General features: G+C 66.5%; 22 protein-coding genes and 3 pseudogenes. 11 read left to right on the top strand and 14 right to left on the bottom strand.

The features are described from left to right. Positions 1-191 precede the first annotated feature (191 nt). The 3 genes from ACZ68L_RS41665 to ACZ68L_RS41655 all read left to right on the top strand — a co-directional run bounded on the left by ACZ68L_RS41665 (position 192) and on the right by ACZ68L_RS41655 (position 3,797). A protein-coding gene (locus ACZ68L_RS41665; RefSeq protein ID WP_469588738.1) for an IS5 family transposase occupies positions 192-1,009 on the top strand; the annotation gives its coding sequence in 2 pieces (ribosomal slippage) (positions 192-540 and positions 540-1,009; 819 coding nt in all). 99 nt (positions 1,010-1,108) lie between these two features. Continuing rightward, the gene (locus ACZ68L_RS41660) at positions 1,109-2,434 is read left to right on the top strand and encodes a tetratricopeptide repeat protein (protein ID WP_469588736.1); all 1,326 of its coding nucleotides are present in this window, start codon (positions 1,109-1,111) and stop codon (positions 2,432-2,434) included. 229 nt (positions 2,435-2,663) lie between these two features. Next, complete coding sequence (locus tag ACZ68L_RS41655; RefSeq protein WP_469588734.1) at positions 2,664-3,797, top strand: IS630 family transposase; 1,134 nt, start codon at positions 2,664-2,666, stop codon at positions 3,795-3,797. Positions 3,798-3,804: 7 nt separating this feature from the next. Here ACZ68L_RS41655 and ACZ68L_RS41650 read toward each other — a convergent pair whose 3' ends face one another. Beyond that, entirely contained in the window at positions 3,805-4,221 is a 417-nt protein-coding gene (locus ACZ68L_RS41650; protein ID WP_469588731.1) for a hypothetical protein, read from the bottom strand. 14 nt (positions 4,222-4,235) lie between these two features. Between ACZ68L_RS41650 and ACZ68L_RS41645 the strand changes: the two genes are divergently transcribed. Then, positions 4,236-4,436, top strand: a complete 201-nt coding sequence (locus tag ACZ68L_RS41645; RefSeq protein ID WP_469588730.1) for a hypothetical protein — start codon at positions 4,236-4,238, stop codon at positions 4,434-4,436. 390 nt (positions 4,437-4,826) lie between these two features. On the opposite strand, the gene ACZ68L_RS41640 is transcribed toward ACZ68L_RS41645, so the two are convergent. Next, positions 4,827-7,229 carry an ATP-binding protein gene (locus ACZ68L_RS41640; RefSeq protein WP_469588727.1) on the bottom strand — a complete coding sequence of 801 codons (2,403 nt, stop codon included), beginning with the start codon at positions 7,227-7,229 and terminating at the stop codon, positions 4,827-4,829. A gap of 320 nt (positions 7,230-7,549) precedes the next feature. On the opposite strand from ACZ68L_RS41640, the gene ACZ68L_RS41635 reads away from it, so the two are divergent. Next, positions 7,550-7,912, top strand: coding sequence for a peptidase inhibitor family I36 protein (locus ACZ68L_RS41635; protein ID WP_329832227.1), 363 nt, complete (start codon positions 7,550-7,552; stop codon positions 7,910-7,912). Between the two features lie 568 nt (positions 7,913-8,480). After that, complete coding sequence (locus ACZ68L_RS41630; RefSeq protein WP_469588724.1) at positions 8,481-9,068, top strand: hypothetical protein; 588 nt, start codon at positions 8,481-8,483, stop codon at positions 9,066-9,068. Between the two features lie 725 nt (positions 9,069-9,793). On the opposite strand, the gene ACZ68L_RS41625 is transcribed toward ACZ68L_RS41630, so the two are convergent. Next, complete coding sequence (locus ACZ68L_RS41625; protein ID WP_469588721.1) at positions 9,794-10,807, bottom strand: TIGR03842 family LLM class F420-dependent oxidoreductase; 1,014 nt, start codon at positions 10,805-10,807, stop codon at positions 9,794-9,796. A 45-nt stretch (positions 10,808-10,852) separates the two neighbouring features. Further along, a complete protein-coding gene (gene hydA / locus ACZ68L_RS41620; RefSeq protein WP_093900455.1) occupies positions 10,853-12,244 on the bottom strand; it encodes a dihydropyrimidinase in 1,392 nt (463 codons plus the stop codon). Positions 12,245-12,554: 310 nt separating this feature from the next. Between hydA and ACZ68L_RS41615 the strand changes: the two are divergent. Then, a pseudogene (locus ACZ68L_RS41615) lies at positions 12,555-13,580 on the top strand (ISAs1 family transposase); the annotation flags it as partial. A gap of 250 nt (positions 13,581-13,830) precedes the next feature. Here the strand turns inward: ACZ68L_RS41615 and ACZ68L_RS41610 are convergent. From ACZ68L_RS41610 to ACZ68L_RS41590, 5 genes and pseudogenes are all read right to left on the bottom strand, one after another. Then, positions 13,831-14,115 carry a DUF7336 domain-containing protein gene (locus ACZ68L_RS41610; protein WP_469588717.1) on the bottom strand — a complete coding sequence of 95 codons (285 nt, stop codon included), beginning with the start codon at positions 14,113-14,115 and terminating at the stop codon, positions 13,831-13,833. A 150-nt stretch (positions 14,116-14,265) separates the two neighbouring features. After that, positions 14,266-15,887 (bottom strand): annotated as a pseudogene (locus tag ACZ68L_RS41605) (ISAzo13 family transposase). Positions 15,888-16,009: 122 nt separating this feature from the next. After that, a pseudogene (locus ACZ68L_RS41600) lies at positions 16,010-16,171 on the bottom strand (IS30 family transposase); the annotation flags it as partial. A 257-nt stretch (positions 16,172-16,428) separates the two neighbouring features. Then, on the bottom strand, positions 16,429-18,852 hold the full coding sequence (locus ACZ68L_RS41595; protein WP_469588714.1) for a caspase family protein: 2,424 nt from the start codon (positions 18,850-18,852) through the stop codon (positions 16,429-16,431). Continuing rightward, a complete protein-coding gene (locus tag ACZ68L_RS41590) occupies positions 18,849-19,190 on the bottom strand; it encodes an effector-associated constant component EACC1 (RefSeq protein WP_469588711.1) in 342 nt (113 codons plus the stop codon). The genes ACZ68L_RS41595 and ACZ68L_RS41590 overlap by 4 nt, the downstream gene beginning before the upstream one ends. A gap of 576 nt (positions 19,191-19,766) precedes the next feature. Here ACZ68L_RS41590 and ACZ68L_RS41585 point away from each other — a divergent pair. Further along, positions 19,767-20,033, top strand: a complete 267-nt coding sequence (locus tag ACZ68L_RS41585; protein WP_469588708.1) for a transposase family protein — start codon at positions 19,767-19,769, stop codon at positions 20,031-20,033. Then, positions 19,946-20,275 carry a hypothetical protein gene (locus ACZ68L_RS41580; RefSeq protein WP_469588740.1) on the top strand — a complete coding sequence of 110 codons (330 nt, stop codon included), beginning with the start codon at positions 19,946-19,948 and terminating at the stop codon, positions 20,273-20,275. The genes ACZ68L_RS41585 and ACZ68L_RS41580 overlap by 88 nt, the downstream gene beginning before the upstream one ends. Positions 20,276-20,680: 405 nt before the next feature. Here the strand turns inward: ACZ68L_RS41580 and ACZ68L_RS41575 are convergent, their stop codons facing one another. After that, positions 20,681-21,883 (bottom strand): IS110 family RNA-guided transposase, encoded by a 1,203-nt coding sequence (locus ACZ68L_RS41575; RefSeq protein WP_469588705.1) that lies wholly within the window; start codon positions 21,881-21,883, stop codon positions 20,681-20,683. 164 nt (positions 21,884-22,047) lie between these two features. Beyond that, the gene (locus ACZ68L_RS41570; protein WP_469588702.1) at positions 22,048-22,812 is read right to left on the bottom strand and encodes a hypothetical protein; all 765 of its coding nucleotides are present in this window, start codon (positions 22,810-22,812) and stop codon (positions 22,048-22,050) included. Between ACZ68L_RS41570 and ACZ68L_RS41565 the strand changes: the two genes are divergently transcribed. Both ACZ68L_RS41565 and ACZ68L_RS41560 read left to right on the top strand, forming a co-directional pair. Next, positions 22,796-23,002 carry a DUF4259 domain-containing protein gene (locus ACZ68L_RS41565; protein WP_469588699.1) on the top strand — a complete coding sequence of 69 codons (207 nt, stop codon included), beginning with the start codon at positions 22,796-22,798 and terminating at the stop codon, positions 23,000-23,002. The two genes, ACZ68L_RS41570 and ACZ68L_RS41565, sit on opposite strands and share 17 nt — an antisense overlap. A 269-nt stretch (positions 23,003-23,271) precedes the next feature. Further along, positions 23,272-24,080 (top strand): IS5 family transposase gene (locus ACZ68L_RS41560; protein ID WP_469588698.1). Its coding sequence is split into 2 segments (ribosomal slippage): positions 23,272-23,611 and positions 23,611-24,080, totalling 810 coding nucleotides; the frame shifts between segments, so codons are not numbered across the junction. 5 nt (positions 24,081-24,085) lie between these two features. On the opposite strand, the gene ACZ68L_RS41555 is transcribed toward ACZ68L_RS41560, so the two are convergent. The 3 genes from ACZ68L_RS41555 to ACZ68L_RS41545 all read right to left on the bottom strand — a co-directional run bounded on the left by ACZ68L_RS41555 (position 24,086) and on the right by ACZ68L_RS41545 (position 26,815). Next, the gene (locus ACZ68L_RS41555) at positions 24,086-24,490 is read right to left on the bottom strand and encodes a DUF6896 domain-containing protein (protein WP_469588695.1); all 405 of its coding nucleotides are present in this window, start codon (positions 24,488-24,490) and stop codon (positions 24,086-24,088) included. Positions 24,491-24,574: 84 nt separating this feature from the next. Further along, complete coding sequence (locus tag ACZ68L_RS41550) at positions 24,575-25,354, bottom strand: DUF4145 domain-containing protein (protein WP_469588692.1); 780 nt, start codon at positions 25,352-25,354, stop codon at positions 24,575-24,577. A gap of 285 nt (positions 25,355-25,639) precedes the next feature. Continuing rightward, a complete protein-coding gene (locus tag ACZ68L_RS41545; RefSeq protein WP_469588689.1) occupies positions 25,640-26,815 on the bottom strand; it encodes a serine/threonine-protein kinase in 1,176 nt (391 codons plus the stop codon). Between the last annotated feature and the right edge of the window lie 7 nt (positions 26,816-26,822).

Raw genomic sequence — 26,822 nt, 5'->3', positions numbered from 1 at the left:
ACGAGGCTCCGACCTGCCGAATCGGTGAAGAAACCGCCCTTGCACCGCACCCAACTCACCGGCCCACGACCTGACCTCAGCAAGATCCCCACCCACGACAACACCAACGATCGACCTGCCTACCCGTCACGGCAAACACCGTTGCAGTATTAGACCGTGTCCTATGTGGTGAGTTGCTCGTTGGGTTGTTCATGGGGCGGGATGCGTGGAGTTGGATTGTTCCGGACGGGCTGTGGGAGATCGCGAAGCCGTTGATCCCACCGTCGAAGGTGCGTCCGCAGGGTGGCGGGACGCAGGACACGCCTGATGAGACGCTGTTCGCCGCGATCATCTACGTGCTGGTGAGCGGATGCGCCTGGCGGGCGCTGCCCCCTTGTTTCGGGATCTCGAAGTCGACGGCTCACCGCCGTTTCGTGATCTGGTCCAGGGCCGGTGTCTGGGGCCGGCTGCACGAGGCCGTCATCGACAGGATCGACGAGTGCGGCCTGCTCGACCTGACCCGCGTGGTTCTCGACTCCGCCCACGTAAGGGCGAAAAAAGGGGCGACCTCACAGGCCCGTCGCCTGTGGACCGGGGTAAGCCGGGTTCCAAGACGCACGTCCTGTCTGACGCGAACGGACTGCCCCTGGTCGTCGGGCTCTCCGCCGCCAACACCCACGACTGCCAGGGTCTGAAGCCCATGGTGGCCGGTCTCCAAACGAGACACGACCCCCACAACGGCTGGAACTACAAACCCGGCAAGCTCCACGCCGACAAGGCGTACGACATACCTGACCTGCGAAGATGGCTCCGCGGGAAACGTATCGGCGTGCGCATCGCCCGCAAAGGAATCGAGTCCAGTGAACGGCTCGGCCGCCGAAGGTGGGTCATCGAGCGGACCATGTCGTGGCTGACCGGCTACCGCCGACTCAACCACCGCTACGAACGCCAACCCCGTAACTACCTGGCGTTCCTCGGACTCGCCGCCGCACTCTGCTGCTACAAACGACTCGTCCGACTCACCACATAGGACACGGTCTAAGCGGAGGCGCGTTGTCGACGATCGGCTTGCTGAGCGACCGGAGTATGGTGCCGCTGGTTTGTCAGTGGGCGGCCGTACGCTCAGCCCGTGAATATTGATGATCTTGAATGGCAGTCACGGGGTCTCGGTGGATACCCGCCCGTGTTGGTCGACCTGCTGGTAGAGCAGGGGCACGTAGAGCAGCTGGTCCGGGCGGCTTCAATGGGAGCGTGGTCCTGCGCGAGGGCGGCCGCGCGCCAGCTGTGCAAGATAGCGGAGTTCGAGCGGGCGCTGGGCGTGCTGGAACCGTTTGTCGAGCTTGGCTGGGAGCCAGCACGCTGGGCGGCTGCCGACATTGTGCTGCAGGCGGGACGGGTGCAGCAGGCGCTGGACTGGGTCCGCCCGGACGATATGCGGCTGGCGTCGGAGCGCATATGCCGCGACTTCGCGGAGCTGCTGGTGAAGGCGGGGCAGGTGGATGAGGCGATCGCCGTCCTCACACCGCACCTGGACCGCTCGTGGCTGCTGTCCGTCCTGGTCGAGCTGACCGAGGGACAGAACCGAGACGAGCGGGTCCTGGAACTGCTCGCACCGAAGGCCGAACGGGCCCGCAGAGCCCGCGGTGAGGAACGATGGAACCTCGAGGCCAGTAATGCGCAGGACCTTCAGGCCCAGGTCCTGGAACGCGCGGGCCGCGTCGACGAGGCCGTCCGGGTACTCGGGGCAGACATAGCCGCCGACCGCTTCCTGGTCCAGAACACGCTCACCGCCTATGCCGAACTCCTCCAGCGCAACGGGCGCATGGACGAACTGCGCGAACTGGGCATCGGGGAGCACGCGCACGTCGGCTTGCCGTACTACGCCAGGGCCCTCGAAGACCAAGGTCGGGCCGACGAGGCCGAGACCGTCCTGCGACGCTTCATCGCGGCCGACGAGTGGGACCGCTTCCGTTGGCCATTGATCGAACTGCTGGGGCGCCAGGGCCGGTTCGAGGAGGCCATTGAGGTGGGACGACCCACGTTCGACTACCACGACGCCTGCCTTCTCGAAGGCGTCATCCACCTTCTTGCCGAGGCCGGGCGTTTCGACGATGCCCTGGCCATCCTCGACGAGCGTGATGCCGAGTACATTGACGAGCACGCGTCCTGGTTCCATACGAACCGGATAGGGCTGCTGGGCGAGGCAGGCCGGTACGAGGAAGCCCTCGCCTACGCCACGGTGCTGCCGACGGACCTGTACGGACTGACATCCAGCACCGCGTGGATCCTGGAGCAGTCGGGACGCGTCGAAGAGGCTCTCGGGCTGCTCCGGGCAGATGCCGATGTGGAGGCGTGGGAGGCGGCGGCGCTCCTCGTCAGGCACGGACGCGCAGACGAAGCGATTGACAGCATGCCCTCCATCGCCGATCTCCGCGCAGCCAGTCGGTGGGGGTAGTGAACACTGCTCTGCTCTTGGACCCGGAACATGAGGCCGCGATGCACGGCCTCAGCCCTTCACCCTCGACGGCACCGACCACGCAGACCACAAGGAACAGGGCAGCATGATCCGCCGCTACATCATCTGGCGAAACCGCCACGCCGACGACAAACGCCTACGCGCTGTCCCGATGTGACGCGCCGTCCGGGTGGTTTGCTGGGCGGCGCGTGACGGTCACCCTGTCCGGGTGGCGATACGAGTGCGGGTCCGCGAAATCGATGATGACGAGGGGCGGCGGCTGCTGCGGATCATCCGCAGGGGCACCGGATCGGTGGTGACCTGGCGGCGGGCCCAGATGGTCCTGCTGTCCGCGCAGGGCATGCCGGTGGCGAGGATCGCCGAGGTGTCGTTCACCAGCGACGACCGTGTCCGGGACGTGATCCACAACTTCAACACGGACGGCTTCGACTCGCTGTACCCGAAGTACTCCGGAGGCCGGCCGAAGACCTTCACCCTGCCCGAACGCCGCGAGATCAAGAAGATCGCCAAGTCCAAGCCGACCGAACACGACCTGCCGTTCTCAACCTGGAGCCTGACCAAGCTGGCGGACTTCCTGGTCGCCGAGGGGGTGGTCGACGACATCAGCCACGAGGGCCTGCGCATCCTGCTCCGCGAGGAAGGCGTCTCCTTTCAACGCCTGAAAACCTGGAAGACCTCCCGTGACCCGGAGTACGCGACCAAGAAGGCCCGAGTCGAGCACCTCTACGCGATCGCCGACGGCGAGGTCATACCCGAGGACGGTGAACCCGAAGTCATTTTCTGCATGGACGAGTTCGGACCCCTCAACCTGATACCGCACCCAGGCCGGCAGTGGGCCGAACGCGGAGGCAAACACAAGGATCCCGGCCGCGAACCCCGCCGGCGGCGCCGGGCGACCTACAACCGCTACGGCGGAGTGCGACACCTGTTCGCCGCCCTGGACCTGGCCAAGGACAAGCTCTATGGCCACATCAAGCCGGTCAAGAAGCGGACGCAGTTCCTGGAGTTCTGCCGCTACCTCCGCACGCTCTACCCGCGAGAGGTCCGGATCGCGATCATCAGCGACAACTTCTCCCCGCACCTGACCACGAAGAAGTGCCAGCGAGTCGGCACCTGGGCCACTGCGAACAACGTCGAGATGGCCTACACCCCGACCAACAGCTCCTGGCTCAACCGTATAGAGGCCCAGTTCACAGCCCTGCGCTACTTCACCCTCGACGGCACGGACCACGCAGACCACAAGGAGCAGGGCAGCATGATCCGCCGCTACATCATCTGGCGAAACCGCCACGCCGACGACAAACGCCTGCGCGCCGTCGTCGACAGGGCAAACGTTGCCTGATCCGGCACTAGACAGCCGAGCGCGGGCGGCTTGCGGCGAGGTCGTTGAGGGCACCGTTCACCACGTGCCATGAGACGTTGAATGTGTCGCGGTCGGGCCTGTAGGACTCGCGGTATTCACGGTGGGGATGGACGAAGTTGCGGTAGTCGCGCAGGGCGTGGCTGAAGGACGTGACGTCTGCGTCGATCCAGCTCGCTTCGCGGCAAATGTTGATCAGTTCATGAAGAGTGATGTTCTGTGGGCTCTTCTTGCCCAGCAGTGTGGCGTCCCGTTCCTGCACTGCGGACAGTAGGTCGCCTTCGAGGAGGCTGCCGAGCATGATGGTGGCTGCGACGTGAGCGCCGTTGGCAAAGCAGGTGCGAGCCTCGTCCAGTCGATGCTCGAGCAGGGCGGCCATGTGCTCGTCCCTGATGATGTCGGACATGGTGGCCGACCCCTGTGGACGGGAGCGATCAGCTCGGTGACCGAGCGGTGGTGTTCGAGGGCCAGGGCGTACACCGTTGCCGCGCCGAGGAGGTTGTGTATCCGACCGTGCGCGGCTCGTACGGCACGGTGTATGCGCAGGCGTTCCTCGCAGCCGGCCGCAAGGTGACTCGCGAGCACGTCACCTGCTCCCAGGGCGAGTACGCCGCTCAGTAAGGTGCGTCGGCGCATGAGGTCCCCTTCGTCGTGTCTGCCGTTGGTCTCCAGAGCCGTTGTGTAGCGTTCGCGACAGCCGGGCATCGCCTTCAGTAACGGGCCCCTTGGCACGGTGCCGGCCCAGGAGCCGCACCTATTCGGCGCCAAGTGTGTCGGCCGCGGCCGCCAGGCGCTCCAGCTCGGCGCGGCCACTCGCACACTCGGGTGCCGCGAGGTCGAACAGGTCGGTCTGGTCCAGGTCGGCCGGTCACCCCGGTGACCGGCACCCACTGCAGGGCCGCCCGCCGCCAGTGCGCGTGCACGTTGGGTGGCCGCCGGACCAGGTCGAAGCCGCGCGGCCCACTCCATTGCCCACCTATCAGCGACTCCGCCTCGTTGCAGCCCAACGCCTCAGGTCGGAAAGAGCTGATTGGCTGCGCATGCCCTCTCAACCGTCCGCCGCAGGCCGAGGTCCTGCCCTTCCTGGTATGCCCGCCGGTACTCGCTCTCACCCAGCAGTCGGTGCGCACTTTGGAGTCCACGCTCACGATGAGCGGTCAAGAGCGTAAAGCCGAAGAGGCGAGGAGCGCCGGACGGATGCCACACACGGTCCACCGCTCCCAGCACGACCGCCGCCGAGCGCGGGTCGCCACACGCGGCGAGCACCCAGGCCAGGGTCTCGCTGAGAGCCGCTTCTCCCAAGTGCTCGTCGATCTCTCTGGTGTGCTGGAGCGCGCGCTTGAGGGGCTCCAGGGCCAGCTCGGGCCGCCCCGCCTCGCTGTGGTTAACGGCCAGGGCCCACAAGAGATAGCACCGATGCCACACATCGCCCCGGGCCTCGGACATCTTCAGAGCCTGTTCAAGCAAGGCGGTGGAGCGGGCGTGATCGCCCTGCATCATGGCGGCGAAGCCGAGCTGGGCGACGCACTGTTCCCGAGTCAACAGAGCGTCGGACCACTGTCCAATCGCCAGCGAGGCTTCGGTGTACTTCATGGCGGTCTCGGTTTCGCCGGCAAACAGCGCAGGGAGAGCACGCAGTTGAAGAAAGGCTGCGGTGAGTTCCTCGGGCGTTGGGCGGTCCGCTAAGCCGCTGGTCACGGTGGCGGTCGCAGCAGGCATGTCCGCCAGCGCCTCTTCACCCCGGGTAATCACCTCTTGGGCGCCGACGTAATCTCCCTGGAGAAGCAACAGGAATCCAGCCACCCACACAGCTTGGCACCAGAGGACGGTTGTCTCGGGGGAGGGAGGCTGCGGGTGCCGTTCGAGAATTCTTCGCATCCACCCCGCGCCCTCGCCCACATTGGCCGAGGTCAGACAGTGCAGCCAGAAGCCGAGACACGCGTGGAGCAAGATTGCCGCAGGCTCACCGGGCGGCGGAGGCGATGTGGCGATCTGCCGCAGGTTCGGGTGCTCCACCCGCAGCCGGCGCAGCCACGATGCCTGTGCGGACGAGCCGTATGCGAGCCCCGCCCGCGCAGCGAGTCGGAGATACCAGGCACGGTGCCGAAGCAGGGCCGATTGCGCCCGTCCACTCTCCACGAGGCGTTCCTGCCCGTAGGAGCGAACGGTCTCAAGCATGTGCAGACGGGTGCGGCCATCCGTCTCGACACGGGTGAGAAGCGACTTGTCCATGAGCCCGGCCAGGGCCTCGAATGCCCCACCGGCCGCCGTGGCTTCGGGCCCGGAACCCTGGCCGGCGGGCACGCAGAGCTGCTCCGCATCGGCCAGCACCACCCCACCGGAACAGAGCGACAGCTGCTCCCACGCCGCTCGCTCGGTTTCGGTGCACAACTCGTAGCTCCAGTCGAAGAGCGCACGCAGCGCCTGGTGGCGAGGGGGTGCGGTGCGTTCTCCGGCACTGGGGCCCAGCAGGCGGAACCTGTGATCGAGCCGCTGCAGAAGCTCCTCGGGGGACAAAGTGCGAAGCCGTCGGGCGGCGATCTCCAGGGCGAGAGGCAGACCGTCCAGCCTTCGGCACACCTGGGCGACAACGTGCCGGTTCGCATCAGTCACCCTGAAGCCGGGACAGGCGGCCTCGGCCCGGTCAGCAAAGAGCGTCATGGCCGGCGAGTCCACGCCACCCTCGCCCGAGACGCGCTCGGCCTCAGCGTGCGTCTCGTCTGGTGACTGGCGCTGGGGAGGAAGGCCCAACGGTCTCACCAGCAGCACGTGCTCCGCGCCGAGGTTGAGAGCCTGCCTGCTGGTCGCGAGGACACGCAGTTCTGGCAACAGCGGCAGCAGGCCCTGAATGGTGCGGGCGCATCCGGCGAGCACATGCTCGCAGTTGTCGAGGAGGAGGAGAATGCTCCGTTCGCGCAGCGCCTCGGCGAGTGCGGGCAGGGGGTCCTGCCCTGCCCGGGCGTGCACGCCGACGGCGGAGGCGACCGCTTCCGGAACAGCATGGTCGCTAGCGAGTTCAGCAAGTTCCGCGCAGTAGGTGCCGTCCGCGAACCGTTCGCCTGCTTCTTGGAAGACGCGCCTGGCCAGCCGCGTCTTCCCTACACCGCCCATGCCGACCAGCGTGACCAGGCGACTGTGCTCCAGCAGGGCCGCAGCCTGGGTGAGTTCGGCCTCGCGGCCCACGAAGCTGGTGGTTTCCAGTCCGCCGAAGCTCTGTGGGCTGAGCGTGTCGGAATTCGGAGCATCCTTGAGTCGGCACAGCTCTTGCCGTACGCGTTCCCAACACTTCTCCCACCACCGCGGATCTCCACCGCACGCACGAACGTAGGCGAGGAGAACTTCCCGGCTGGGGAGCCGCTGGCCGGCTGCAGCCTGGGACAGTGCACTTTGCGAGAAACGGGTCGAGGCCGCCATTTGGGCGTAGGTGATTGGCGGCTGAACCCTCCCACGGAGTGCGCGCAGATCTAACGCCAAGCGCTCCAGAGGTCCTGCCTCAGGATCCAGCGGCTGTTCCGGACGGCCTGGCCTGCCTGTCAACTCGGTGCACCCTCCGAATGTTCCGATTGATTCGTTGATTATGGCCGCCTTACCTGCCAGCTGAACAACCTTTGCTGCCCCGATGCTCGAGTTGACGCAGATGCTTGGCAAGGGGCCGAAAAGAATCCCTCGATGCCCTTTCCTGCACCTACCGATGCGCACCTTCCTGCTGTTCGAATCGTCAGAGGAGAATTCCCATGCGTCTCACCCGTGTCCTGCCGCTGGTCGCCGCAGCCACCATCGCAGCCGTCTTCCTCGGCCCGGTTTCGTCCGCCCAGGCCGCCACCGCCGACTGCCCGTCCGGCTACCTCTGTGTCTGGGACCAGACCTCCTACAACGGCAAGATGTACAAGTTCAAGGACTCCAACGCCAGCTGGAGCGGGTACGCCATCGAGAACCACGACTCGTCCTGGTACAACCACGGCACCTCCGGACTGAACGCCTGTGTCTGGCAGTACTCCTACTACACGGGATCGGTCAAGGTCGTGGCGTCGGGCACCTCCTCCCCCCAGGACGCCGCCCACGCCCACCTGGGCAGCTCCAACAACTGGGGCTGCTGAGGCCCCAGGTGCCGTCGGCCCGGCGTCTCTCCGGGCCGACGGCTCACCCTCACGAAGACCGGGCTCGAACGCCGCTCTCCGGCAGGGAGGCGGTGTACTACGACGGAGGTCAGTCATGGCGGCACATGCAGGTACCGATGCCTCCTGGCAGGCGCGCTTACGCCGCGGAACCCCCCGGGCCGAGGCTGAGCCGGACGCTACTTCGCGTCGGCGGCAGATCCGGGGCACTGGCACATGTCTGCTGATAGCTCTCAGTGTGCTCCTCGCTGGTTGCGGAAGCAGCGGACAGCACGGGGCTGCCTCGGCACCACTGCCTGCGCCTCCAGCGACGCTGCAGAAAGCCCACGGAGATCTGACCTGGGAGGCCGCAAAGTACCTGTTCCTCGCCGAGGGCCGCTTGGTGGCACAGTGCATGGCAGACGCCGGGTTCAGATACGTAGTTCGCCAGCCTCCCGAGCAAGCCCTGGCGGGGGCCAGGGCAGCCAACTATGGCCGTCTGGACGTCAGCACCGCACGCCGCCATGGATACAGCGAACCCTCGCAGGCGAACGGTCCGATCAGGAAATTCGTGTCCGACGACCCGAACCGGCCCTATCTGGCGTCGCTGTCAAAGAGCCGGCAGCAGGCCTACCCCGTTGCTCTTTTCGGACACGACGACACCCGTATCACCATCGACCTGCCAGACGGCGAGAACATCACCACCAACCGCGACGGCTGCACGTCCGATGCCCGGCGCCTGCTCTATGGACCGGACCTCGTGACCTGGCTACGCAACCAGTTCGTCGCCAGCAACCTGAATCTTGAGGTCTTCCGCCGTGTCACCTCCGATACCGCCTACCTCAAGGCGCTGAAGGACTGGCGGGCCTGCATGAGAATCCATCATCGGGCCTTCGAGACACCAGAAGCCGCGCGACAGGCCGCTGCACGAAGCCGAGGCGGCAACACAGCCGGCTCCACTCCAGCCGCCGCAGAGATCGCGATCGCGGTGGCAGACGCCGAGTGCCAGCGTGTGAGCCAACTGGTCGACGTCGCCGAACATCTCGACGGTCGCCACCGCATCGGCGTCTCGGCAGACCGCGCAGCGGAGATCAACGCCTACCACCTGGCGCGTGCCGAAGCGGCACGGCGTGCACCGGAACTTCTGCACAACCGCTGACTCGACATCAGCGCGCCTGAACGGGGGCTCTAGGCGATGCTCAGCCACGTGGCCTGGAAGACGGACATCGACGGCGTGGTCGCCTTGCGGCGCGTCAAAGGCTGCACCATCGATGTCACCGGCGTCGCCGAGAATTCCTACCTGCGCGAAGGCACCCACAGGGACATCTCCTGTGCTGCATCCCGATCGAGCACCCGGCAAGCCGGGCGTGGCACGACGACGACCCTCCCTCCCTGTACTACTTCACCCCGAACAGGACTCCGCCGAGGCCGGCCACGCCCTCGTCGAACTCTGCCCAAGATGGAAAGAACGCCAGCGGCCGGTAGCGGGCCAGCACCAGCCTCGGCCTCCCGGCTGACCTGACCCGGGACCGGCACCATTCCCCTCCCCGATCGACACAGCCTCAGCCGGAGAGATCCGCAGCCGAAACCTCCGCTTCGAGCGTCAACCGAGCGTCAAAAATTTCCGTCAAGGCCCTGAAGGCGTTGCCGGCACAAGCGCGTCCCAATGAATTCGCAGGTCAGGAGGCTACAAGTGTCGGTCCGTCCCCTAGACCCGCCGCGCAGAGGGAAACAGGTCGAGCAAACCACCCGCGCCACAAAACCGCAGTTCAGACACCCCTATCAGCAGGTTCCAAGATCGCCACGCACTCCACGTGCGCCGTCATCGGGAACAGGTGGATGGCCGTCATCCACCTGCATCGGAGGCTGGACCGAACGACTTCGTCAGCGGAGCGCGGGGATGATGTCGGTGCCGTAGGCGTCGATGGTGGCCTCGCGGTTGTCGTGCATGCTGTAGACGGCGAGCTGGTCGACGCCGAGGTCCCTGAGGTGGCGGAGCTTCGCGATGTGGGCCTCGGCGGGGCCGAGGAGGCAGAAGCGGTCGACGATCTCGTCGGGGACGAAGGCGGTGTCGGGGTTGTCGGCGCGGCCGTGGTGGGAGTAGTCGTAGCCGTGCCGGTCCTTGATGTAGGCGGTGAGTTCCCCGGGGACCATCGAGGAGTGTTCGCCGTACTTGGCGACCAGGTCGGCGACGTGGTTGCCGACCATGCCGCCGAACCAGCGGCACTGGTCGCGGGCGTGGGCCAGCGCCTCCGGGGAGTCGTCCGCCGTGACGTAGGCCGGGGCGGCGACGCAGATCGTCAGGGCGTCGGGGTCGCGGCTGGCGTCGGTGGCCGCCTGCCGGACGGCCTTGACCATCCACTCGGTGAGGAAGGGGTCGGCGAGCTGGAGGATGAAGCCGTCGGCCCTGTGCCCGGCCAGGGCGAGTGCCTTGGGGCCGTAGGCGGCCATCCACACCGGCAGCTTGCCGTTCTTGATCCAGGGGATGCGGATCGCGTTGCCGTCGACCTCGGCCTCGCGGCCCTCGGCCAGGTCGCGGATGACGTCCATGGCCTCGCCGAGCCGGGCGAGGGTGTTGGGCTTGCGGCCAGCTACGCGCATGGCGGAGTCGCCGCGGCCGATGCCGCAGACGGTCCGGTTGCCGTACATGTCGTTGAGGGTGGCGAAGGTGGAGGCGGTCACCTCCCACGTACGGGTGCCCGGGTTGGTCACCATCGGGCCCACGTGGAGCTTGGTGGTGTTGGCGAGGATCTGGCTGTAGATGACGAAGGGTTCCTGCCACAGCACGGCGGAGTCGAAGGTCCAGCCGTAGCGGAAGCCGTTGCGCTCGGCCCGGCGCATCAGGCCCACGACCTGCGAGGCGGGCGGGTCGGTCTGCAGGACGAGTCCGAAGTCCACGCGGGACCTCCAAGTTCGAGTCGGTGCGATGAGATTCCGGGCTGCTCAGCCCAGGTACTGACAAAGGCCGCGCGGCACGAACCCGCCGTGCCCCGCATGGCCGACGTACTTCCGCTGGTCGACGACGACCTCACCCCGCGAGAGGACGGTCTCGACCTGACCGGTCACCGTCTTCCCCTCGTACGCCGAGTAGTCGACGTTCATGTGGTGAGTCTCGGCCGACAGCACCTGGGTGGCGTGCGGGTCGTAGATGACGACATCCGCGTCCGCACCAGGGGCGATCGTGCCCTTCTGCGGGTAGATGCCGAACATCCTCGCCGGCGTCGCGCAGGCGATCTCGATCCAGCGGCGGCGCGAGATGTGCCCGTCCACCACCGCCTGGTGGAGGAGGTCCATGCGGTTCTCCACACCCGGCAGGCCGTTGGGGATCTTCGAAAAGTCCCCGCGTCCCAGCTCCTTCTGGCCCACGAAGCAGAACGGGCAGTGGTCGGTGGAGACCACCTGGAGGTCGTTCGTCCGCAGGCCCCGCCAGAGCGCCGCCTGGTGCTCCTTCGGCCTGAGGGGCGTGCTGCACACGTACTTGGCGCCCTCGAAGTCCGGTTCCGCGAGGTTGTCCGTGGACAGGAAGAGGTACTGCGGGCAGGTCTCGCCGAAGACCGGCAGGCCCTTGTCACGGGCAGCGGCCAGCTCGGCCACCGCCTCCTGCGCCGACACGTGGACCACGTACAACGGGGAGCCGGCGACCCGGGCCAGCTGGATCGCCCGGTGGGTCGCCTCCGCCTCCAGGAGCGCCTTGCGGACCTCTCCGTGGTACCGGGGGTCGGTCTCGCCCCGGACCAGGGCCTGCTCCACCAGTACGTCGATCGCGATGCCGTTCTCCGCGTGCATCATGATCAGCCCACCGGTATCGCCGGCAACCTGCATCGCCCGCAGAATCTGGCCGTCATCCGAATAGAAGACCCCCGGATACGCCATAAACAATTTGAACGAGGAAACGCCATGCTCGATGAGCTTCGGCATCTCCCGCAGCGTCGCCTCGTTCACGTCCGACATGATCATGTGGAACGCGTAGTCGATCGCGCAGTTCCCGTCCGCCTTCTCCATCCAGGCGTTCAGGCCAGCCTGCAGCGACTCGCCTTTCGCCTGCACCGCGAAGTCCACGATCGTCGTCGTCCCGCCCCACGCCGCCGCCCGCGTCCCTGTCTCGAACGTGTCCGACGCGAACGTGCCGCCGAACGGCAGTTCCATATGCGTGTGCGCGTCGACCCCACCCGGGATCACATACTTCTGCGACGCGTCGATCACCCGGTCCGCCGTCCACTCCTGCGTCCCCGGCGCCGCCAACGCCACCACCCGGCCATGCTCGATCAGCACATCCGCGTGCACCTCGTCCGCGGCCGTGATCACAAGACCACCGGTAATCAGAGTCCGAGTCATTCCCCAGCCATCCCTTCAACCCGCCGACCACGCCACCACCGACACGGGCCGGGGGCAACACCCCGGGCCGCCGGCCCCCTCACGCCGCCGCCTCGCACGGCACACGGCCTACTCCGCTAGAAAACCCCTGCGGTTGACGAGACGGCAGGATTCGAACCTGCGGGGCCTTGCCCCCCGTCCCAAGGCTTCGGCGTAGTCGCGTGACGCCTGGTTCGTGACGATCTGCCAGTTCGACGTTGCCCCGAAACGTGGCAGGCACGGCTTCCAAGATCATGGAGTTCTCTACGCCCCGTGATCCGAGTGGAAGACCGTGCCCGCCGACGCATCATCGTTGATCCCGCCTGCCCTTGACCAGGTCCGCGAGCAACCCGAGCTGGTATTCGCCGAGGTCCCGGGCCTGCTAGAGCGCCTGGCCGAGGTGCCCGACCCAAGAGACCCGCGCGGCGTACGGCACGCTCTGGTTGCCGTGCTCGCGCTGACCGCGTGCGCAGTTCTGGCGGGGGCGACCTCTGTGCTGGCAGTCAGCGAGTGGATCGCCGATGCCCCGCCGCACGTCCTGCAACGCCTCGGCATACGCATCGATCCGCTGTTCCCGAAGCGGCCCCTGCCTGCGGAAACGACGGTCCGGCGTCTACTGACCCGCATCGACGGCGACGCGCTGGACCTGGCGGTCGGACGCTGGCTCGATGACCGCCGCCCGAAGGTGACCGGGCTGCGCGGCCTCGCGGTGGACGGCAAAAGCCTGCGCGGCGCGGCCAGAGCGAAGGGCCGCAAGATCCACCTGCTTGCCGCACTGGAGCACGCCACCGGCCTGGTCCTGGCCCAGCTGGATGTCGGTGAGAAGACGAACGAGATCACCTGCTTCCAGCCGCTGCTGGACACCGTCGCCGACCTGGCAGGAACCGTCGTCACCAGCGACGCCATGCACACCCAGCGCGAGCACGCTGACTACCTCCTCGGCCGGGGCGCCCACTACATCGTGATCGTCAAGGGCAACCAGAAGAAGCTGCGCCGACAACTCAAGTCCCTTGCCTGGAAAGACATCCCGCTTCAGGACCGCACCCAGGGAACCCGCCACGGCCGCTCGGAGATCCGCCGGATCAAGGCCGCCACCGTCAGCCTCCTCTTCCCCGGAGCCCGCCAGGCTGTCCAGATCAAGCGCCGGCCCACCAACCGCAAGACCGGCAGGACCGGCAGGACCACCATCAAGACGGTCTACACCGTCACCAGCCTGACCGCCGAGCAGGCCACCGCGGCCCAGCTCGCGCGACTCGTCCGCGACCACTGGAAGATCGAGGCCCTGCACCACGTCCGCGACACCACCTTCGCCGAGGACGCCTCCCAGCTGCGGACCGGCAACGCACCCCGCGCGATGGCCACCTGGCGCAACCTCGCCAGTGGAGCCCTCCGCACGGCAGGAGTGAAGAACATCGCGGCCGGCCTCCGCCGCAACGCCCGCGACCCTCGCCGCCCCCTCACACTTCTCGGCCTCGGATGATCACGAACCGAACGCCATGCAACTGCACCGAAGCCCTGGGGCTGACGTGAGCACGGAACGGCATCCCGCCGGGACTCTGCCCACCCGCCTACTCGCCCGGCGGAACTCGAACGAAGCCCTCGGTCCAATTGTCCTCATCGAGCTCGCAGGCGTCGAAGTAGAAGCACTCCGGTTCATCACGGAAGCCTGGTAGCAGTCGAGCCTGACGCATACGTCCTTCAACCCGTTCGAGGGTTGAGTAGATACCGAGCAGCTTCACGTCGTCGCCGTCCGCCTCGTCGCAGAACACGCCGCCCTCATCGACGTGCACTGTCGAGCCGTCGTCGCCTGCTTCGTTCTGGTGGCCGACATGCCACGGCGGATACACGATCACGGACGCGAAGCTATCAGCACGCGAGTTCGTGGGCCTGCGACGTTCGGCGTCCCCCACCTCCCGGGACCTCACGAACACAAACCGGGCATCACGCGACTTCGCCGAGGCCCTGGGACCTGCCGATCAATAACTCGTCGATCTTGGTGGGGATTACGGGAGGGTGGGGCCGTGCCCGGCGATCGCGGCGAGTTGGTGTGCCGTGGTCACGGTGATGGCGCCGGTCGGGATCTTGTGCCCGAGCGCGGTGAGCACGGGGGTGACCTCCTGGAGGGTCGCGCCGATTCTGCTCTTGGCCAGGCTGGTCGCCTCGGCGAGAACGGCGTTCGTCATGGACCAGCGCTTCTTGAGGAGGAAGACGACAAGCTGGTCGGAGACGGAGAGCCGTCTGCCGCCGGCGCCGGGGCCGCCGTCGGGGCGTTTCCCGGGCAGGAAGATCGGCGGGTGCTCGGCACACCAGGCTCGGTAGCGGACGGCGAGATCGCCAAAGGCGGCGGGCTCGAGTCCGGTGAGGCTGGGGTGCCGCAGCCACATGGGGAGCTTGTCCCCGGCGGGAAAGCGCCCGAACCCGGCGCTGGGCGGGGGTGGTTCGGGAGCGAGCGGTTCGGGGCGCAACGTGTAGTTCCACGTGCCGTGCCACTCGTGCGGCGTCAGGGGCAGGCGCTCCATGACGGTGTCGGGGACGGTGACGCCGGTGGGGTAGGCGCCGGGGTCGAGCTCGGCGTGGACGGACAGCCCGCTGCGTGTCGTGGTCGCTCCGATGGTGCTGACGACGACTTCGTGGCTGGTCAGGGGCCTGCCACGCCAGTTGATGCTGATCTGTGAGAACAGCCGGTGCTCTATTTTGTTCCACTTCGATGTTCCCGGTGGAAAGTGACAGACCGTCACATCAAGGCCCGACTCATAGGCGAAATCGGCGAGTTCCTTCTTCCAGGCACGCACACGGTAGCCGTTGGAGCCTCCGGCGTCGGCGGTGACCAGCAGACGGGAAGCGTGCGGGTAGCGGCGGCGCCCCTCACCGTTCCACCAGCGGCGCAAAGTGGCCACCGCGAAGGCAGAGGTGTCCCCATCGCAGCCCACCGACACCCAGCCGGCATCCGCGCCGATGTCGTAGATCCCGTACGGCACCGCTTTCTGGGCGCCCTTCTCAGGGAAGTCGTGTGCGCGGACCTGCACCGGCTGCCCGGCGCGATGCCACTCGCGTCCGATGACCGCGTAGTTGCCCAGCGTCTCCTTCTTCTTGGCATCCACGCTGATGACCGGCTGCCCGTCGGCGAGGTACGCCGTGACCTGGTCGTTGATGTAGCGAACTGGGCGTCCCGGTCCGGATGCCGGGCCCCCTCGGTCGTCCTCGATGTGCCCTGCAGGGAGAAGCCCTCCGCCTTCAACAGCGCGGCCACCGTGTCCGAACCGACCCGGTGCCCCTGGCGCGTCAGCTCGGCCGCCAGATTCCGGGTGGACTTCACCGTCCACAGCAGCGGAGATTCCGGGTCGCCGCGCTGGTCCGGCTCGACCAGCGCCAGCAACGCGGGCACCAGCCCCGGATCGGTTTCCCGCAAGGGCTTCCGACCCGCGCCCGGTGCCCGGACCCGGCCAGCTGGCTCCTCAACGTGCTCCAGCTCCCGCTTCCCGCGCGACACCGTGGACTCCGCCACCCCGGCCGCTCCGGCCACCATGCGGATCCCGCCGTGGCCCAGAACGCGGGCCGCGGCGCCCAGCGTCAGTCGCTGCTGGCGCTCATCGAGATGCGGCAACAACAGCCCGAACGCATCCACCAGCTCTGCCTTCGTCCCCTCCGACACCCCCGCATCCTACGACCCAACAGCCCATGAAAACCGAAGAGTTATTGATCGGCAGGTCCCTGCACCAACAACCCGCACCCCTTGACCAAAGAGATAGGGGCACCCCCGCCCGCATGACGAAACCACCGCGCCCCCACCGCAGGCGAGACGTCGATGACGGCTGCGGCGTCCACCGCACTCAGCCCCCGCGCGATCGCCTTCCAGAACCTGACCCAGCCCTCACGCCAGGCAATGCTCGGCCGCCCTGGCGAGGGCATCTGTCCGCGATACTCCTGCACCGCCCGCTACCGATTCCCCACACCCATCACAACCCCCCAGCTCACGAAGGTGTCGCGACGGCCGGTTGAATCCGCCCTCGCCAAGGGCAGTTCACGAGCAACAGCACCGGGTGATTGAGTTCGTCGCAGTGACCGCTTTCCGTCAGTACCTGCTTGCGGCTATCACCCTTGTGGTTGTAGACCGTGAGGAGAACCGAGGTGTCGGGCAAAGCGAATTAATGCCGATGTACCCGTTCTCATCCTTTAGGGACTCGATTGCCCTCAAGTCTGCCGAGAGACTCGCGAGGCGGGGCGACACCCAGTGTCGGGGTTACCGCCGCAAGTACGATCGAGTGCAGGACCTCAGCTCTGGCCGCGCCGGGGACCCGTTGGGCGATACGTCGGGCGCGGTCGGGATCGGCAACGGCCGCTGCCTTGGCGATACCTGCCAGTGCTCTCACACGGGCGTACTCGTCGGTGAAGGTGTTGGCGATGCTTTCTGCGCGGTCGGGGTCGAAGGCGGCCAACGCCGTCGCTACGGCGGTCACTGCCTGAGTTCTGGAGTGACGTTTGACCAGGCGCGCGGTCTGTTCGGCCTGACGGGTCAGGCTGCTGGCATGTTCAAAATCCCCGTCGGCCACCGCTGAAGCCAAAGCAATCAGCACTGTCACTCGTCTGTACTCGCTGATGATGGAATTGGCGATCTGTTCAGCGCGGTCGGGGTCGAAGGCGGCCAACGCCGTCGCTACGGCGACCAGCGCGCCCTCCTTCATGGACGTGTCAGATATCGCGCGCGCGATGCGTTCGGCCCGGTCGGGGTCCTTGGTGGCCACCGTCTTCGCCACAGCTGCCATCGCGCGTTCCATCGCGCGCTTGCTGGTGATGGAGTTGGCGATGCGCTCGGCCCGGTCCGGGTCGTCGGCGGCCACCGCCACCGCGACCGCACTGAGCGCTACTGGCAAGGTGCTGTCCACAATGAATGATGCAGACCACCAGTTATACTTGCCGGCCATCTCGATGGCGATGCGCTCGGCCCGGTCCGGGTCGTCGGCGGCCACCGCGACCGCACTGAGCGCTACTGGCAGGGTGGTCTCCACGATGGGCGATGCAGACCACCAGTTATACTTGCCAGCCATCTCGATGGCGATGCGCTCGGCCCGGTCCGGGTCGTCGGCGGCCACCGCCACCGCGACCGCACTGAGCGCTCGCCACCTGAGGTCTTTGTTAGTGATGGAGTTGGCGATGTACTCGGCCCGGTCAGGGTCCCTGACGGCCATCGCCGCAGCAACGGCGCCAAGCGCCGTCAGTCTGAGGTTTTTGTTGGTGATGGAGTTGGCGATGTACTCGGCCCGGTCAGGGTCCCTGACGGCCAATGCCGCAGCAACGGCGCCAAGCGCCGTCAGTCTGAGGTCTTTGTTGGTGATGGAGTTGGCGATGTACTCGGCCCGGTCAGGGTCCCTGACGGCCATTGGGGCGGCTACGGCGCCAAGGGCTCGCCACCTGTGGTACTTGTTGGTGATGGAGTTGGCAAGGTGTTCGGCCCGGCCTGGATCACTCACGGCCACCACTCTAGTTAGAGCAGTCAGAGCGTAGCCACTGTCTACTGGGGCGGTGGCCCTGTTGGCGATGCGTTCCGCTCGATCGAGGTCGATGGAGGCCACCGCGGAAACCACGGCGGTCAGCGTCCCCTCCGTAGTCAGACTGACCGTGTTCGCGGCCTTCTCCGCCTGGTCGACCAAAGGTCCCGCGTGCTCTGGTCCGAGAGTGCGGGCGGCCGCCAGAGCCACCCGTGCAAGAGCACGAGTTCTCCAAAGTCCATCGCCGATCGTGTGGGCGATGAGTTCGGCGCTTCTCAGGCACGCGGTCATTTCTGCGGTCCCAACGCGTTCAGGTTCTGCGGTGTCGGCAGCCGCCGGTGTTGCACCTGGCGCATACCCAGACTGAACATTGCGGACCAACCCGAGCAGGTCAGCGTTGTTCACGCCGCAGCGCTGGGGCAACGGCAGACCTTCAGCGCGCAGCCTGGTGTGCAGGTGTTGGTAGATTTCTCCGAGATTGATCATTGTTCCGGCTGCGGGACTACCCGTTCTCAGCATAGCCAGCAGCCGCTCGGTGAACGCGGTGTGTTGCTCCCCGGGCAAAACCACCGCGGTTCGATTCGCCGGGGACGAGGTCAGCGTGTAGGTCCCCGAGACTTCTAGCTCGCCGATCACCGCCTCGTCGAAGCTGGCAAGCGTCTCGATCGCCCGTCCGCTGAAGCAACTGTCCAGGATCACCACCCGGTTGCTGGCCTTGCTGGTCCGACACACATCTCGCACCGCCTCGAACGGCAGCGCGGTGAAGGCCAACTGGTCGTACCGGGTCGCTGCCAGGCTCAGGTACAGCTCGTGGCGCCGCGGGGCGAGCAGCCCGTGTCCGCTGTAGTAGAAGAGCAGCAGGTCCTCCGCCTCGTCAGCCGCACGAACCAGCACGTCGCCGACCTGCGCAACACCGGCTGCCGAGGAAACCGGAATGCAGTGGAAGGGGCTGAAGCCGCCGAGCTTTTCGTCAGTGAGTACCTGAACCAGATCACTGATGTTGTGGGCGACTTCCCGCACGTTCTCCAACTTCGGGTCTTCGTAGTAGTCAGCCCCGACCAACACGATCCTCGAACGGGCAGGATCAACAGCTCGCGCGCTCATTCGTCCTGCCCAAGCGCCTCTCGCAACAACGCCTCGACATCGCTCACGCGCTTGGCGTCGATTTCTACCGTGCGCCCGTCCGGCCTGCCGCTGACCTTGATCCGTACATCGGAACGACGTGGCAAAGCCAGGAACGTTTTGAGTGACGCGGCCAGCACGCTCAACACTCCGCCGCTGCCCACAGCGATCACCAATGCATCGGACGCCGCCCCGAGTTCACCTAGCCGCGGTACGGCACTCTCACTCACCAGACCACGGAATTCATGCTCCTGAGCGAACCAGTCAGACAGCTCAGCAAGTCCTTCGACTGGGTCGTCGCACTCAACCCGCACCCACATGGCAAGTATCCGTCCTCTCGCAAGATTGAAGTGCGATCAGTATGCCGTCTCCGTCGACCCTTAACCCGGACTCCTTGAAAAGTGCGTGCAACATCCATCGGACAATCGGGGCAACACTTCATGAGGCGGCAAACGCGACTACTCCAGCCAGCGATCTTGGCGGCAACCAGCCTGTCTATGTCAGCGGGTCGGTTGCGGGTCAAGCTTGGGTGCCCGGTTGGGTGATCGGCTGGTGGTCGGGGAATGAGAGCAGGGCCTCCCGGACAGCTCATGGGTGGTGAAGTCCATTCGGGCATCAGGAGGCCCTGTGCCTCAGTCTTGCGTGCCGGTGTTGGCGGAGTCCGCCCCGGTGTGTAACCGTCTCGCCCATGTGTACGGGAACGCGGTCGACCTTGGTGAGCGGGTGCGTCGATATCCCGCGGACACGACGGACCGGGAGTGGGTCGAAGCCCAGGGCCCCGGGGAGAATCCCATCACTCCCGGTTTGACCAGTTGATCATCGATGCCCGGACATGAGGCGGGGACGGCTCTTGTGGACCATGGAGTTCTATAGGCTCCCAGATCAGCAAGGCTGCCATGCTCGTCGCCCCATCCTCCTCGATGTCGGTGTCCCTGGGCACGTGGCCCTGCCCGTCCGCCGGTGCCGTCGGGAAGGTGTCGGCGTACGGGCTACTCCAAGTGCTGGCCAAGGTGCCCGACCCGCGTGACCCGCGGGGCATTCGATATCGGCTGGCGACGCTGCTTGCGATCGGGGTGTGCGCGATGACGGCGGCCGGGCACGGCTCCCTTGTCGCGACAGCGGAATGGGCGCGGAGGAGACCGTCCGTCACAACGACCCACTGACCGCGGCCCTGCGTGAGATCGGCGCGAAGGCCAACGACATTCCCGAGTTCGCCCTGCTCCTGGACGCCATCGACGACGCGGACCTGCATGAAGCCGTGATCACGGTGGACGCGATGCACGCGCAGAAGGTGCACGCCCACTACCTTGTCAAGGACCATCACGCGCACCGCCTACCGTTGGTGAGGAACAATCAGCCCACGTTCGCGGGGGGGGTGCCCCTATGTCTTTGGTCAAGGCATTGAGCCGTCCGCAAAGACTTTGGGGCGTCAGTGGTCCGGTGCGATAGTGGGCGCCGCGTGAGGCGAAAAGGCTTGTCAACCGCGGGGGAACGGGTGGAGCGGATCACTGAGGACCAGGTCAACCGGCTGGTTCGGTTCGTGCGGGACCGCATCCCTGACTCTGCTTCGCTTCAAGGTGAAGCCCGCCGCGCGGCGACAGCTCTCCGTCTGGCCGCGGACAGGCAGATCTTTGCAGTGCGCTTTCATCGGACCGCTCCGCCCGCGCACGGGGCGACGACTGATGCGGCAGCCGCCGCATGGAATCTTTTGGTCGCTCTCGCTGGAATCTGGCACGACCATCCTGAGTTCCCCGCTGATGCCGCCAAGGAGACGTTCGAGTTTGACTGCGATGCGCCTCTCTAGCAGGTCTCAGGCCGTTGGGGCAGGCCGAGGGTCGTAGAAGGTTCCGTCGCGGAGCATGGCGAAGAGGACGTCGGCCCGGCGTCGGGCGAGGCAGAGCAGGGCTTGGGTGTGGTGCTTGCCCTGGGCAATCTTCTTGTCGTAGCAGGCCCGCGATGCCGGGTCGCCAAGGGCGGCGAACGCGGAGAGGAAGAAGGCCCGTTTGAGCTGCTTGTTCCCTCTCCTGGATGGCTGTTCACCGCGGATCGAGGAGCCCGAGCTGCGGGTCGCCGGCGCGAGACCGGCGTAAGCGGCCAGGTGACCGGCGGTCGGGAAGGTGCTGCCGTCACCGACCTCGATCAGGATGCGGGCTCCGGTCCTGACACCGACTCCCGGCATCGACGTCAGGACCTTGGAAAGAGGGTGAGCCTCCAGCAGTTCCTCGATCCGCCCGGCCAGAAGCTTGCGTTGGTCAAGCACGGCCGCGAGCGAGGTGGCCAGGCTCGGGACGATCAGCGCGGCCGCCTCGGTCCCGGGCACCACCACGGTCTGCTCGTTCAAAGCGGTGAAGATGTCCTCGACCAGCCGCTCGGCCATTATCGGGGCTTTCGGCCGCAGAAGGGTGGCCAGGCGGCACCGTCCGGCCTTGCGGATCTGAGCCGGTGATCCGAACCGTTCCAGCAGCGTAAGGACGGCCGGGTGCTGCAGCCGCGGCCCCAGGACCCGCTCCAGCGACGGATGGATCTGGGTCAGCAGGCCGTGCAGGCGGTTCGCGACCCGGGTTGCTTCGCCGGCCAGGTCGTCGTCGAATCCGACGATCATCTCCAGCTCGGCGATCGTCTCGTCCTGGCCGTCGATCGCCCGCAGCGTGTGAGGCATCGCCCGGGACGCGTCCGCGATGATGAACGCGTCCTTCGCATCCGTCTTCGCCTCACCTGGGTAGAGGTCGGCGATCCGCCGCATCGTCAGCCCCGGCAGGTAGGCGACCGGGCAGCCCATATCCCTCGCAACCGCCAGCGGCAGAGCCCCGATCGAGGCCGGCTGATCGACCACGACCAGCACCGTTCCGTGCTTGGCCTGCAACTTCGCGAACAGCTCTCGCAGCTTGGGCTCGGTGTTGGGCAGCCGTTTGTCGAAAGCCTTCTTCCCGGCCGGGGTCACCGCGGTGGCGTGGTGTTCGACCTTGCCGACGTCCAGGCCGAGGAAGACGTCGATGGTGCTGATGTCGATCACGCGCAGAGCCCCTCCATCACGCTTTCGTCCGGCCTTGCCTCGGCACCGAGCTGCCACACCCACGTTACGGAGAGCTCAACCGGCCTTGGGTGAAGCCGGTGCTCAAGCCCCTCATCAGCGGTCCGTCGATGCCTCCGGGCCCGGTGACACCACCCCCCGGATCATCAACCGCAACAAGGGGGGAAGTCATGCCGGACCCGAAGGCCGGTAGCCCCATTGCGGAGCCACGAAAACGGTATCGGGGGGGCTGAAGAAGTAGCCCTGGAGCAAGGCACCGGTCCCGCGGTCTCCGCCGCCAGCGCCTTCAGCGTCTTCTCCCCGCCGACCACCGGGTAGATCACCCGCCGTACCGTTCCGGACGGCTCGGACAGCGCCGCCTCCGCGACCCGCAGCAGCATCCCCTCCTTGCCCCGGACCTTCTTCAGCTCCGCGTTCAGCTCCTTGTCGACCTTCCGCTCCGCCCGAGTGTTGATCTTCAGCACGAGCTGGATGAACAGGTCCACCAGCGAGTCAGTGATCTCCGTCTGCCGCACATGGCACAGCGCAGCCAGCAGCGTCAGGCGCCGTGGCGGCTTCGTCCGCTCCAGGTTCGCCGGGTACTCCTTCGACGCCCGCGCCCGCCACGCGTCCACCAGCTTCTCCGACACGTCCGCGAACAAGTCCGCAGGTAACTCCAACCGCCGCACCCGCTCCAGCTTGTTCACCTCCGCCAGCAGGCTTTCCAGTCCTGGCGCCCCCGGATCGGCCTTCAGGTCGGCGAAGTGCGACCGCCCGCCGCCCGACACCGCACCCTCACCGCCGGTTCCCTCGCCCGTCTCGGCCTCGCTGCCGGCGACCAGATCCTCCAGACGCGAACGCGTCGCGTGTGAGATCCGCTCCACCCTGCTGCGGCAGAACTGGGCCTCGAAGTCCTTGACCGCCTTGCCCACCAGCCGCCCGACCCGCCCGGGGGCCGGCGGCGGTGAGCCGATCAGCACAAGCTACGGGCCCGACGAAGTCCTTCCGATCTTCGCCGACGATCTTCAGTCGCTTGCTGTCGAGGCGCTGGACCGAGTGGTTGCCGAGGCGTCCGAACTCGCCGAGCTTTGGGACGGGACACCGGATGGCCCGAGGTGGTGACAGATCATTGGCGGCCTTCGCGCCGTCCTCGCATCCGAGCCCAAACTGCAGCAAGACTCGCTGTTCGATCTCTGACCCATTTACCCAGCGTCACCGATCACACCACCTGAACCAGAACCGGTTCTCGTGGACAGAGCCAGCAACGCAACCCCGTGGTTCGGGTCCTGTCCTTTGCTCAGCCTCCCGACGGACCCTACTTACTGATCGTTTCAGAATGAGTTGAGTCGTGGGTCTTGTGCTCGGCGATCTTGGTCGGCAGGGTGTCCGGGGTGCGTGCTGATCTTGTTCCTGACGACCTGTGGGAGAGGGTGGCTCCGCTGCTGCCGCCCGCTCCTGAACGGCGCCCCCGCTGCCCCGGGCGGCTGCGTGTCCCCGACCGGGCGGCACTCGGCGGCGTCATGTACGTGTTGCGGACCGGCGTCGCGTGGCGCGATGTCCCTGCTGAGACTGTGGGCTGCTCCGGTGTGACGGCCTGGCGCCGGCTGCGCGACTGGACCGAGGCCGGTGTCTGGCCGCGGCTGCATGCCGCCCTACTGGCCGAGCTCCGGCGCGCCGACCTGCTGGACGTAGACGACTGCTCCGTGGACGGGTCGCACATCCGGGCCCTCAAGGGGGGGATCACGTCGGCCCCTCGCCCGTCGACCGCGCCCGCCCCGGCTCCAAGCACCACCTGATCGTCGACCGCCACGGAACACCGCTCGCCGTGACGCTGACCGGCGGGAACAGGCATGACGTCACCCAGCTCCTACCGCTGCTGGACGCCGTTCCGCCGATTCGGGGTCGGCGAGGACGTCCCCGCCGCAAGCCCCGACGTCTGTACGCGGACCGGGGCTACGATTTCGATAAGTACCGTCGCCTCCTGCGGAAGCGCGGCATCAAGCCGCTGATCGCACGACGCGGCGTCGCCCACGGTTCCGGACTGGGCAAGGTGCGCTGGGTCGTTGAGCGCGCCTTCGCCTGGCTGCATCAGTTCAAACGGCTGCGTATCCGCTACGAACGACGCGCCGATCTCCACCAAGGGCTGCTCGAATTGGCCTGCAGCCTCATATGCCTGCGCCGCCTGCGAACCGCACCCTGAAGCGATCAGATCGCTACGCTGAACCATCCCGGCCGAACCTCGTTCAGGAGCGGTTGCAGCAACCGAACTGCGGCCTGCAGGTCCTCATCCGTGACGTCAAGAGGCTCCGGCAGGCTCAGCCCGTACCGGCGCAGCCGCCAATGGTCGAAGACTTCGCTTCCGTCGGCTTCGAAGTCCACATCGACCTCAGTGCCGTTGTCGCTGACGAAGAGGCAGCCTGCCCCATGAACCTGGTAGGCGTAGGTGCCGACATGCCCGCTCCGGCTGATAACCCGGGACGAACGGACCAGGCCGAGAACATCCGCCAGTCGCTCAAGGGAGGAGATCGCCACCCTCATGGCCTCGTCAACCGCGTTCAGGGCATGGACGTAACCGAGCACGAGTTCTTGTGCGGCCCCAACCTGTTCCATGCGGCGTCATCCCCCTGAACTCGTGGCTGAAGGGATTGTTCCATGGGGCCGCCAGCGTCTCCGCAGAACGGCATTCTGAAACGATCAGTTAGTGCCGGGCCGTCCTCGCCGGGCTGTGACCTCAGACGCCCTCTTCCTCATGTCGCTGAGGTTCGTGTCGTAAATCAGGGACAGCGCATGGTCCAGAAACTCGACTCCCTCCAGGACGTCAGAGATGCGCAGAACGTCCTCGTGGCTGCCCACGTTTCCGATCCACTTGACGGCCAAGAGAAGGTCGGCAGCTTCCGCGTGCTGCGGCAGTGCTCTTTTGAAGGTCGTGATCCGGCTGTCGAGGCTGAGCCGGATGACCTTCCCATCGGGATTGGTCTTCTCACGGATAGTTTTCTGGTCGTCCAACAAGGTCTCGACCGCCGCCCGGATCCTGTTCGCGGCAGCACTGGGGTCGAGCCAGAGAATCTTGGATGCCGCGTTCACCCGCTCCCAGACCGGACGGGGGCAATGCTTGTGGCTTTGGAGCAAGGGCAGAGGGGGGAAGAACATGTTCGGCGTCAATAGGCCCTCCCACTGAACGTCGTACGAGCCTCCCGGAACGACTGATGACTCCCCCATGACGCGCACCCGGTCGCAGGTCGTCTTTCTGCATACAAGCACGCACTGGAAGTAACCCTGGATCCAGTCAGCCTCGTGCGCTTCATGGCTGTGCAAGGACTTGCTGGTGACAGACTCCTCCTCCACAAACGACTCGGGGTCTGGGATCAAGACCCCTCGTGTGCACGTGGGACACGGGATAGCGGGCCACTCCTCCAGGTCCAGGGGGAATCCCTTAGCGATCGCTCGTAGTTCTTCATTCAAAAGGTTTGCCATAGCTTCACATTCTGCCAGCGGCAACGTACCTGCGGAGAACGGGTTTTGAGTTGTTCGGAGGTACGTGGTATCGGCAGTCGCACGAGAGCGAAGCTGGCCGGATCGAACCTGGCATCGGCTGCCGCTCACGACCAGCAAAATCCCCGCACGCGGGGGCAGGAAGGGACAGCAGCACCGGACAACCCCGGACGACTTGCGCCTCTACACCGTGTCGCCGGCGTCACCGGTGACGGTCACCCGGGCAAGCCGTCAGTGACGCCCCGCGATCATGAACCTACGTCGCTTTCACCTTTCGTACCCACCCTCGGTCCAGCGAGTCATCTTCTCGAACGCGTCCAAGGCCCTACGGTCATGAGGGCCGTAGCGCCTCTGGCAGTCACGGCCCAACCGTTCGTACAGTTCCACCGCGCCCCGCTCGTCGCCCGATTCGCCCGTCAGCTCGGCAAGTTCGACACGGGCCGCGACGGTCTCGTCGTGCGCCGACCCGAACTGCAGCGAAAGCCGCCGGACGCGCTTCTCAGTTTCCCTGATGCGCTCCGTGATGCCCACGTCGGCCTGGGACGTGGCGTGGCCCGGCGCCTGACGTCGCGTCGCCGCCACCGATTCGACGACCCGCTCCACCTCCTGGACCGCCCGGGTGACCGCGCGTGCGTTGCGGGGGCGGTCGGCTGGGCTCTTGGCTAGCAGCGACATGATCAGGTCATCGAGGGGCTCGGGAACATCCGGAACCTGCTGGCCGGGCCGGACCGGGGAACGATATTGGTGCTCCTTGGCCAGAGCGGCCGGGTCCGAGCGCCAGTCGCCGAACGGGGGCCAGCCAGTCACCATCTCGTACATGACGCAGCCGAGGGAGTACAAGTCGCTGCGTTCGTCGCCCGACTCAAAGCGGCATCGCTCGGGCGATCTGTACAGCGGGGTTCCCATGTCGGTGTGCGACTCAGTAGCGTCGGCGAAGCGGGCGAGGCCGAAGTCGATGATGCGCACCTCACTACTGTCGTGGGTGATGAGGACATTTGCGGGCTTGACATCGCGGTGCACCACGCCTTCGCGGTGTGCGGCGGCGAGGCCCTCAGCGATCTGCCCACTCCAGCGGACCGTCTGCTCCAGCAGTAACGGATCACCACCCACGTACTCTGCGAGAGGTCGGCCGTCGACATACTCCATGACGAGGAACGGGTCCGCGCCACCAATGACGCAGTCGAAGATCGTGGCCACGTACGTGTGTTCAACCCGGGCCATCGTGTGCCCTTCACGGACAAACAATTCCCGCGCCCGCACATAGCGTTCGCTGCCCGGAGCCGCCCCCGTCAGACGACCGGCACCGAGGAACTTGAGCGCCACACGACGGTCGAGATGAACATCCCTGGCCTCCAAGACGTCGCCCATGCCGCCGCTGCCCAAGTGACCGATCAGCTCGTAGCGGCCGTCCCCAACAGTCAAAGGACCGTCCGCGTCGCTCATCGGTCCA

It is taken from the genome of Streptomyces sp. NPDC104309 (assembly GCF_055584025.1).
This window is presented reverse-complemented; position numbering and strand designations above follow the sequence as displayed.

Coding starts and splice junctions, on each gene's coding strand:
- ACZ68L_RS41635 (WP_329832227.1), top strand. CDS start 7,550: ATGCGTCTCACCCGTGTCCTGCCGCTGGTCGCCGCAGCCACCATCGCA.
- ACZ68L_RS41585 (WP_469588708.1), top strand. CDS start 19,767: ATGCTCGTCGCCCCATCCTCCTCGATGTCGGTGTCCCTGGGCACGTGG.
- ACZ68L_RS41595 (WP_469588714.1), bottom strand. CDS start 18,852: ATGAGCGCGCGAGCTGTTGATCCTGCCCGTTCGAGGATCGTGTTGGTC.
- hydA (WP_093900455.1), bottom strand. CDS start 12,244: ATGACTCGGACTCTGATTACCGGTGGTCTTGTGATCACGGCCGCGGAC.
- ACZ68L_RS41590 (WP_469588711.1), bottom strand. CDS start 19,190: ATGTGGGTGCGGGTTGAGTGCGACGACCCAGTCGAAGGACTTGCTGAG.
- ACZ68L_RS41555 (WP_469588695.1), bottom strand. CDS start 24,490: ATGGAACAGGTTGGGGCCGCACAAGAACTCGTGCTCGGTTACGTCCAT.
- ACZ68L_RS41640 (WP_469588727.1), bottom strand. CDS start 7,229: ATGGCGGCCTCGACCCGTTTCTCGCAAAGTGCACTGTCCCAGGCTGCA.
- ACZ68L_RS41545 (WP_469588689.1), bottom strand. CDS start 26,815: ATGAGCGACGCGGACGGTCCTTTGACTGTTGGGGACGGCCGCTACGAG.
- ACZ68L_RS41650 (WP_469588731.1), bottom strand. CDS start 4,221: ATGTCCGACATCATCAGGGACGAGCACATGGCCGCCCTGCTCGAGCAT.
- ACZ68L_RS41550 (WP_469588692.1), bottom strand. CDS start 25,354: ATGGCAAACCTTTTGAATGAAGAACTACGAGCGATCGCTAAGGGATTC.